The organism is Streptomyces sp. (assembly GCF_036566765.1).
Lineage (GTDB): Bacteria > Actinomycetota > Actinomycetes > Streptomycetales > Streptomycetaceae > Streptomyces.
Map to the genome: position 1 here is coordinate 1 of NZ_DATCVQ010000688.1, position 9007 is coordinate 9007.

The window sequence follows — 9007 nt, forward strand, 5'->3', positions numbered from 1 at the left end:
GCGTGTGGTGCGGGCGGTGCCGGTCATGGGGGTCCCCGATCCGTCGTGCCCGGTGGTCGCCGACCTGCGCTTGTACCGGGCGGTAACTTCTGTTGGGGATCTTGTACGGGCGGGCCCGGAAGCGTCGCAAGGCGCGGAGCGGCCCGCGCGGGCGGCCGGAGGATTCACCTATCAGGGTGAGGCGGGCGTGCGGCGGGCGTCCCGGCGGGCAGGAAAGGCGGGTGAGCGCGCGCCTCCCGGTGGACGGGCCCCGAGCGGCCCGCGGAGCCCCGAAGGGGGACCTTCGCACGTATCCTGAGGGCGTTTCCGACTACGAAAGCGGCCAGCCATGCGCGTGTACGTCCCCCTGACCCTCCCCGGTCTCGCACAGGCGCACAAGGCGGGCGAGCTGGGTCCCGGCCCCCTGACCGCCTACGCCGTCACCCCCGCGCTGCGCGAGTGGTACGTCTCCGACGACATCGAGGAGCTGGAGTACGCCGCGCTCAACCGGGCCGCGGCCGCGTCGCTGCGGATGCTGGCCGGGGACCCGGCGGCCGCGCGCCGCCGGGTGGTCGTCGCGGTGGACGTGGCGGACAAGGACGCGACCGTCGACCCCGACCGCGGGCTCGACGCCGGCTCGCTCGGCGAGGTCCGCGTCGCCGGGCCCGTACGGCTGGCGAAGGCGGCGGCGGTACACGCGGACGCGGACGACGCGGAGGCCGACGTGACCGCGGCGGCGGGCGCGCTGGGCGCGGCGGACCAGGGCGACGACGACGCGCAGTTCATCGTGGACGGCGCGGAGGACCACGAGCTGCTGTGGTTCGGGGTGCAGGAGATTCCCGGGCTGCTCGCCTGACGGAAACCGGGCTGTCGGAGTCGCCCGGTACCGTTCTCGGCATGGGGAAGCACCTGGTCTGGGACTGGAACGGCACACTGCTCGACGACATCCACGCGGTCATCGGGGCGACGAACGCGGCCTTCGAGGAGCTCGGCCTCGAACCGATCACGCTGGAGCGGTACCGCGAGCTGTACACGGTGCCGGTGCCGAAGTTCTACGAGCGGCTGATGGGGCGGCTGCCGACGGACGAGGAGTGGGTCGTCATGGACGACGCCTTCCACACGCACTACTGGGCGCGGGCGGAGGCGTGCGGGCTGACGGCCGGGGCGGCGGAGCTGCTCGCGGAGCGGCAGGCGGCGGGGCGGACGCAGTCGCTGCTGTCCCTCGCCCCGCACGACCGGCTGATACCGATCGTGCGGCGGCACGGCATCGAGGAGCGGTTCGTCCGGGTGGACGGGCGGCTGGACGCGTCTACTGCGGGCAAGGCGGAGCACATGGTGCGGCACCTGCGGGCGCTGGGGTCTGTGGTGTCCCCGGACCGGGTCGTCGTCATCGGCGACGCGGCGGATGACGCGGTGGCGGCGGCGCATGTGGGGGCGAAGGCGGTGCTCTTCACCGGCGGGTCGCACAGCCGGGCCTCGCTTGCGCGGGTCGGTGTGCCGGTCGTCGACTCCTTGGCGGAGGCGGTCGCCGTCGCGGACGAGCTGGCCTAGGGCGGGGGAGCGGCCCGGGTGCGGCTCCGTGGGGGGTTGTGCCCACCCGTTCCTTCCCCAAGGACTTCGTCCAGGGGGACCCCCACTGCGGAACGATTGCCCACAACCCCCCTGTGGGGAGTCAGGCCTTCTCTCGCAGGATCTTCAGGAACTCTCGCATCCAGGTTGGGTGGTCGGGCCAGGCTCTTGAGGAGACCAGGGTGCCGTCGACCACGGCTTCTGCGTCCTGGAAGGTCGCGCCCGCGGCCTGCATGTCCAGTTCCAGGGCCGGGTACGACGTGACCCGGCGGCCCTCCAGGCTGCCGATCGCCGCTGTCAGGAGCGGGCCGTGGCAGATCTGGGCCACTGGCTTGTCCGCGTCGAAGAAGGACTTGAGGATCTTGCGGAGTTCCGGGTCGTTGCGGAGGTACTCCGGGGCGCGGCCGCCCGGGATCACCAGGGCGACGTAGTCTGCGGGGGCCACCTCGGAGAACGCCAGGTCGGCCGGCCAGGTGTAGCCGGGCTTCTCCGTGTACGTGTCGTAGCCCGGCTCGAAATCGTGCACCACGAACCGCAGCTGCTTGCGCGCCGGCGCCGCGATGTGGACCTCGTACCCCTCCTCCTGGAGCCGCTGGTACGGGTAGAGGACTTCCAGCGACTCCGCCGCGTCCCCCGTCACGATCAGGATCTTCGGTGTCATATGACGCCTCCAAGGTCTCGGTGACCCACCGTGCCCGGGTCGCCGCACTTTGCCAAGAGGACATGTGTCGCTGTCCAGAACGTCAAACTTCCACCCCAGCTTTTGTACACATACGGACCATGACGGCCCCCGGGTCCGGAGCGATAGGCTTTTCCCGTGATCAGCGCGATACGCCGAGGGGGCAGCGAAGCCCCCGGCCCGCGCCCGGTGCGCGACAGCGCCCGGGCGAGCAGGGCGACCGCTGAACTTCTCCGCTCGGGCCCCTCGCCGAAAATGGCCGACAAGGGTCCGTGCATCTCTCATCCCGGCATAACGTCGACTACGACCGGACACCCCGCGTCGTGGCGTTGCGCCATTTCTTCCACAGACGTCACGCAACGGCGCGCGACAGGAGCCAGAGGACATGCAGACCAAGCTGGACGAAGCAAAGGCCGAGCTGCTCACACGGGCTGCCCGGGTAGCTGAGAACAGCCCGGTCGGGGGGCGACTTCCGACGGGCCCGGAGGGCGGGGAGCGCCCGGACCGGGACACCCTGTTCGAGTACATCCAGCGCTACTACCTGCACACCGCCCCCGAGGACCTTCAGGACCGCGACCCGGTGGACGTCTACGGCGCCGCGCTCTCGCACTTCCGGCTCGCCGAGAACCGTCCCCAGGGCACCGCGAACGTCCGGGTGCACACCCCCACGGTCGAGGAGAACGGCTGGACCTCCAGCCACTCGGTCGTCGAGGTCGTCACCGACGACATGCCGTTCCTGGTCGACTCGGTCACCAACGAGCTCTCCCGCCAGGGCCGCGGCATCCACGTCGTGATCCACCCGCAGGTCGTCGTCCGCCGTGACGTCACCGGCAAGCTCATCGAGGTGCTCACCTCCGAGCCGCGGACCGACCTGCCGCACGACGCGCTCACCGAGTCGTGGATCCACGTCGAGATCGACCGCGAGACCGACCGCGCCGACCTCAAGCAGATCACCACCGACCTGCTGCGCGTCCTGTCCGACGTCCGCGAGACCGTCGAGGACTGGGACAAGATGCGCGAGGCCGCGCTGCGCATCGCCGAGAACCTCCCCGACGAGCCGACCGCCGACGACCTGCGCCCGACCGAGGTCGAGGAGGCTCGCGAGCTGCTGCGCTGGCTCGCCGCCGACCACTTCACCTTCCTCGGCTACCGCGAGTACGAGCTGGTCAACGGCGACGCCCTGGCGGCCGTCCCGGGCACCGGCCTGGGCATCCTGCGCTCCGACCCGCACCACTCCGGCGAGGACCACCACGCCCACCCGGTCTCGCCGTCCTTCAGCCGGCTGCCCGCCGACGCCCGCGCCAAGGCGCGCGAGCACAAGCTGCTGGTCCTGACGAAGGCGAACAGCCGGGCCACCGTGCACCGGCCCTCGTACCTCGACTACGTCGGCGTGAAGAAGTTCGACGAGCAGGGCAACGTCATCGGGGAGCGCCGCTTCCTGGGCCTGTTCTCCTCGGCCGCGTACACCGAGTCCGTCCGCCGCGTCCCGGTCGTCAGCCGCAAGGTCAACGAGGTGCTCGAGGGCGCGGGCTTCTCGCCCAACAGCCACGACGGCCGCGACCTGCTCCAGATCCTGGAGACCTACCCGCGCGACGAGCTCTTCCAGACCCCGCCGGACGAGCTGCGCGAGATCGTCACCTCAGTCCTCTACCTGCAGGAACGCCGCCGGCTGCGGCTGTACCTGCGCCAGGACGAGTACGGCCGCTACTACTCCGCGCTGGTCTACCTGCCGCGCGACCGGTTCAACACCACCGTCCGCGAGCGCCTGACCGGCATCCTGATGGAGGAGCTCGGCGGCACCAGCGTCGACTTCACCGCCTGGAACACCGAGTCGATCCTGTCCCGGCTGCACTTCGTCGTCCGCGTCGCGCCCGGCACCGAGCTGCCGCAGCTCTCCGACGCCGACAAGGAGCGCATCGAGGCCCGGCTCGTCGAGGCCGCCCGCTCCTGGGCCGACGGCTTCGGCGAGGCGCTCAACGCCGAGTGCGGCGAGGAGCGCGCCGCCGAGCTGCTGCGCCGCTACGCCAACGCCTTCCCCGAGGGCTACAAGGCCGACCACTCGCCGCGCGCCGCCGTCGCCGACCTGGTCCACCTGGAGCAGCTCAAGGGCAGCGGCAAGGACTTCGCGCTCTCGCTGTACGAGCCCGTCGGCAGCGCCCCGGGCGAGCGCCGCTTCAAGATCTACAAGGCCGGCCCGCAGGTGTCCCTCTCCGCCGTGCTGCCGGTCCTGAACCGGCTCGGCGTGGAGGTCGTCGACGAGCGCCCGTACGAGCTGCGCTGCTCCGACCGGTCGACCGCCTGGGTGTACGACTTCGGTCTGCGGATGCCCGCGGCCACCGGCAACGGCGGCGACTACCTGGGCGACGACGCCCGCGAGCGGTTCCAGGAGGCGTTCTCCGCCACCTGGACCGGCGAGGCCGAGAACGACGGCTTCAACGCGCTGGTGCTGTCCGCCGGGCTGAACTGGCGGCAGGCGATGGTGCTGCGCGCCTACGCCAAGTACCTGCGCCAGGCCGGCTCGACCTTCAGCCAGGACTACATGGAGGACACCCTCCGCAACAACGTCCACACCACCCGGCTGCTGGTCTCCCTGTTCGAGGCTCGGATGGCCCCGGAGCGCCAGCGCGCCGGCACCGAGCTGATCGACGGCCTGATGGAGGAGCTGGACGGCGCCCTGGACCAGGTCGCCTCCCTGGACGAGGACCGGATCCTCCGCTCCTTCCTCACCGTCATCAAGGCGACCCTCCGGACGAACTTCTTCCAGAAGAGCGCCGACGGCAAGCCGCACTCCTACGTGTCGATGAAGTTCGACCCGCAGGCCATCCCGGACCTGCCGGCGCCCCGCCCGGCGTTCGAGATCTGGGTGTACTCGCCGCGCGTCGAGGGCGTGCACCTGCGCTTCGGCAAGGTCGCCCGCGGTGGTCTGCGCTGGTCCGACCGCCGCGAGGACTTCCGTACCGAGATCCTCGGCCTGGTCAAGGCGCAGATGGTGAAGAACACCGTCATCGTGCCGGTCGGCGCCAAGGGCGGCTTCGTCGCCAAGCAGCTCCCGGACCCGTCCGTGGACCGGGACGCCTGGCTGGCCGAGGGCATCGCCTCGTACAAGACCTTCATCTCGGCGCTGCTCGACATCACCGACAACCTGGTCGCCGGCGAGGTCGTGCCGCCGGCCGACGTGGTCCGCCACGACGAGGACGACACGTACCTCGTCGTCGCCGCCGACAAGGGCACCGCCACCTTCTCCGACATCGCCAACGGCGTCGCCGAGGAGTACGGCTTCTGGCTCGGCGACGCGTTCGCCTCCGGCGGCTCGGCAGGCTACGACCACAAGGGCATGGGCATCACCGCCCGCGGCGCCTGGGAGTCCGTCAAGCGGCACTTCCGCGAGCTGGGCCACGACACCCAGACCGAGGACTTCACGGTCGTCGGCGTCGGCGACATGTCCGGCGACGTGTTCGGCAACGGCATGCTGCTCTCCGAGCACATCCGGCTGGTCGCGGCCTTCGACCACCGCCACATCTTCATCGACCCGAACCCGGAGGCGGCCAGCTCGTACGCCGAGCGCCGCCGCCTCTTCGAGCTGCCGCGCAGCTCCTGGGCCGACTACAACACCGAGCTGCTGTCCGCGGGCGGCGGCATCCACCCGCGTACCGCCAAGTCGATCCCGGTCAACGCGCACCTGCGGGCGGCCCTCGGCATCGAGGACGGGGTCGCCAAGATGACCCCGGCCGAGCTGATGAAGGCCATCCTGCACGCGCCGGTCGACCTGCTGTGGAACGGCGGCATCGGCACGTACGTGAAGTCCTCCGCCGAGTCGAACGCGGACGTCGGCGACAAGGCCAACGACGCCATCCGCGTCGACGGCCAGGACGTGCGCGCCCAGGTCATCGGCGAGGGCGGCAACCTCGGCGCGACCCAGCTGGGCCGCATCGAGTTCGCCCGGACCGGCGGCCCCGAGGGCCAGGGCGGCAAGGTCAACACCGACGCGATCGACAACAGCGCCGGCGTCGACACCTCCGACCACGAGGTCAACATCAAGATCCTGCTCAACGGGCTCGTCGCCGAGGGCGACATGACCGTCAAGCAGCGCAACAAGATCCTCGCCGAGATGACCGACGAGGTCGGCGCGCTCGTGCTGCGCAACAACTACGCGCAGAACGTGGCGCTGGCCAACGCCGTCGCCCAGTCGCCGTCCCTGCTCCACGCCCACCAGCGCTACATGCGCCGGCTCGGCCGCGACGGGGACCTGGACCGGGCCCTTGAGTTCCTGCCCAACGACCGGCAGATCCGCGAGCTGCTGGGCGGCGGCCGCGGCCTGAGCCAGCCGGAGCTGGCCGTGCTGCTCGCCTACACCAAGATCACGGTGGCGGACGAGCTGATCGGCACGGACCTGCCGGACGACCCGTACCTGCGCGGGCTGCTGCACGCGTACTTCCCGACGCAGCTGCGCGAGAAGTTCCCGGAGGCGGTCGACGGCCACCCGCTGCGCCGCGAGATCGTCACCACGGTCCTGGTCAACGACACCGTCAACGCCGGCGGCTCGACCTTCCTGCACCGTCTCCGCGAGGAGACCGGCGCGTCGATCGAGGAGATCGTCCGCGCGCAGACCGCCGCCCGCGCCATCTTCCGGCTCGGCGAGGTCTGGGACGCGGTCGAGGCGCTCGACAACAAGGTGCCGGCCGATGTGCAGACCCGGATGCGGCTGCACTCGCGGCGGCTCGTCGAGCGCGGCACGCGCTGGCTGCTGGGCAACCGGCCGCAGCCGCTGCAGCTGGCCGAGACGATCGAGTTCTTCTCCGACCGGGTGGAGCAGGTCTGGGCGAAGCTGCCGCAGCTGCTGCGCGGCGCGGACCTGGAGTGGTACCAGTCGATCCTCGACGAGCTGACGGGGCTGGGCGTGCCGGAGGAGCTGGCCCTGCGGGTCGCGGGCTTCTCGTCCGCCTTCCCGACGCTCGACGTCGTGGCCATCGCGGACCGGACGGACAAGGACCCGCTGGCGGTCGCCGAGGTCTACTACGACCTGGCCGACCGGCTGCGGATCACGGACCTGATGGACCGGATCATCGAGCTGCCGCGCAGCGACCGGTGGCAGTCGATGGCCCGCGCCTCCATCCGCGAGGACCTGTTCGCCGCGCACGCCGCGCTCACCGCGGACGTGCTGGCGGCGGGCAACGGGACCTCGACGCCGGAGGAGCGGTTCAAGGCGTGGGAGACCAAGAACGCGCCGATCCTGGGCCGCGCGAAGACCACCCTGGAGGAGATCCAGGGGTCGGACGCCTTCGACCTGGCGAACCTGTCGGTGGCGATGCGGACGATGCGGACGCTGCTGCGGGCGCACGCCTGAGCCTGCTGACCCGGGGGTGACTCGGGTCTGATTCGGGGCGCCCCTGCCGGATTCCGGCGGGGGCGCCTCCGTCATTCCCGAGGTTCGTCCCCGAGGTTCATTCCCGAGGTTCATTCCCGCGGTTCGTCCCCGAGGTTCATTCCCGAGGTTCGTGGACCGACGCCGTCCACAGGCGGCGGCAGGCCAGCAGTCCCGCCGCGAGCAGCAGCGCGTTGCGGGCCGTCATGACCGCCAGGCCGACCGGGGTTCCGGCGAGGACGTCCTCGTACAGGACGGGGTACGCGAGCCCGCTCAGTGCCGCCGCGGGCAGGAGCAGCAGCGCCGCCGGGCGCATCACCGTCTCCCGCGAGGTCAGGCAGACGGCGGCGAGGCCGAGCAGCCAGATCATGTACTGGGGGCTGATCACCCGGCTGGTGAGGGTGAACAGGAGCACGGCGGCGAAGGCGGCGTCCAGGGGCGTGGCGGCGGTCCAGCGGCGGGCCTTCAGTCGCCACGCGAGCAGCCAGCAGCAGGCGGCCACGGTGAGCAGCAGCGCGAGCCACCCGACGGAGGACGCGTACGGGCCGACGTACTCGAACGCGCCGTAGCGGTACACGACCTGGCCCGGCCAGACGCCGGCGGCGCGGGCCAGCGCCAGGGCGGTGCCGCCGAGCGACTCGATCTGGACGCCCCGGGCGCCCTGCTGGCGCAGGAAGTCCAGGGAGTGCGTGAACATGACGGCGAGGGTGAGGAGCAGCGCGGCCGCGGTGGTGGCGGCGGCCAGCCAGGCCTCCCGGGTGGTCCGGCCCCGGGGCGTGCCGATCAGGGTGAGCGCCGGCCAGACCTTGACCAGTGCGCCGAGACCGGCGAGCGCGCCGCCGAGCGCGGGCCGGGAGCGGACCGCGAGCAGGGCCAGTACGGCGAGGGCGGTGACCTGGACGTCGTACCGGGCCAGCGGGAGGTGCAGCAGCAGCGGCAGGCCGCAGACCCAGAGCCAGGCGCCGTGGGTGACGCGGTCGCTGTCGGCGACGGCGAGCGCGAGGGTGACGACCGCGTCGGCCAGCAGCGCGAGGGCGACGAAGGCCTGGAAGTACGTGAGCCAGGGCAGCGCGGCGGGGGCGCCGATGACGAGGCCCGCGCCGGGCGGGTACTGCCAGGTGGCGTCGTCGGGCGGGAACGTGCCGTGCGCGAGCAGGTCGTACCAGTGCCGGTAGAGCGCGTACACCTCGCGGCCGACGCCGCCGATGCCGAGGCTGTCGCGCCACAGGAGGACGAGCATGCCGAGCCGGGTGAAGACCCAGACGGCGGCGAGCGCCATGCTCGGGGCGTGGGTGACGGTGACGTAGGACGCGGAGGTGAAGGTCTCCGAGTCGAAGGGGGAGCGGGTGAGGGTGGGCGGCGGGGCGGCCGTACGGGTGACGGGGCCGGCTGCGGCGGCGGGCCCGGCCCGCCGGCCG

At 71.8% G+C, this 9007-nt stretch carries 5 protein-coding genes; 3 read left to right on the plus strand and 2 right to left on the minus strand.

Going from position 1 to position 9007, the window contains the following annotated elements:
• Positions 1–328: 328 nt before the first annotated feature.
• Positions 329–835 (plus strand): DUF6912 family protein, encoded by a 507-nt coding sequence (locus VIU94_RS39800; protein ID WP_331919714.1) that lies wholly within the window; start codon positions 329–331, stop codon positions 833–835.
• Between the two features lie 41 nt (positions 836–876).
• Complete coding sequence (locus VIU94_RS39805) at positions 877–1530, plus strand: HAD family hydrolase (RefSeq protein ID WP_331919716.1); 654 nt, start codon at positions 877–879, stop codon at positions 1528–1530.
• Between the two features lie 121 nt (positions 1531–1651).
• Here VIU94_RS39805 and VIU94_RS39810 read toward each other — a convergent pair whose 3' ends face one another.
• A complete protein-coding gene (locus VIU94_RS39810) occupies positions 1652–2209 on the minus strand; it encodes a DJ-1/PfpI family protein (protein ID WP_331919718.1) in 558 nt (185 codons plus the stop codon).
• Between the two features lie 403 nt (positions 2210–2612).
• Between VIU94_RS39810 and VIU94_RS39815 the strand changes: the two genes are divergently transcribed.
• Positions 2613–7571, plus strand: coding sequence for an NAD-glutamate dehydrogenase (locus VIU94_RS39815; protein WP_331919720.1), 4959 nt, complete (start codon positions 2613–2615; stop codon positions 7569–7571).
• 136 nt (positions 7572–7707) lie between these two features.
• On the opposite strand, the gene VIU94_RS39820 is transcribed toward VIU94_RS39815, so the two are convergent.
• Positions 7708–8868 (minus strand): glycosyltransferase 87 family protein, encoded by a 1161-nt coding sequence (locus VIU94_RS39820; RefSeq protein WP_331919722.1) that lies wholly within the window; start codon positions 8866–8868, stop codon positions 7708–7710.
• Between the last annotated feature and the right edge of the window lie 139 nt (positions 8869–9007).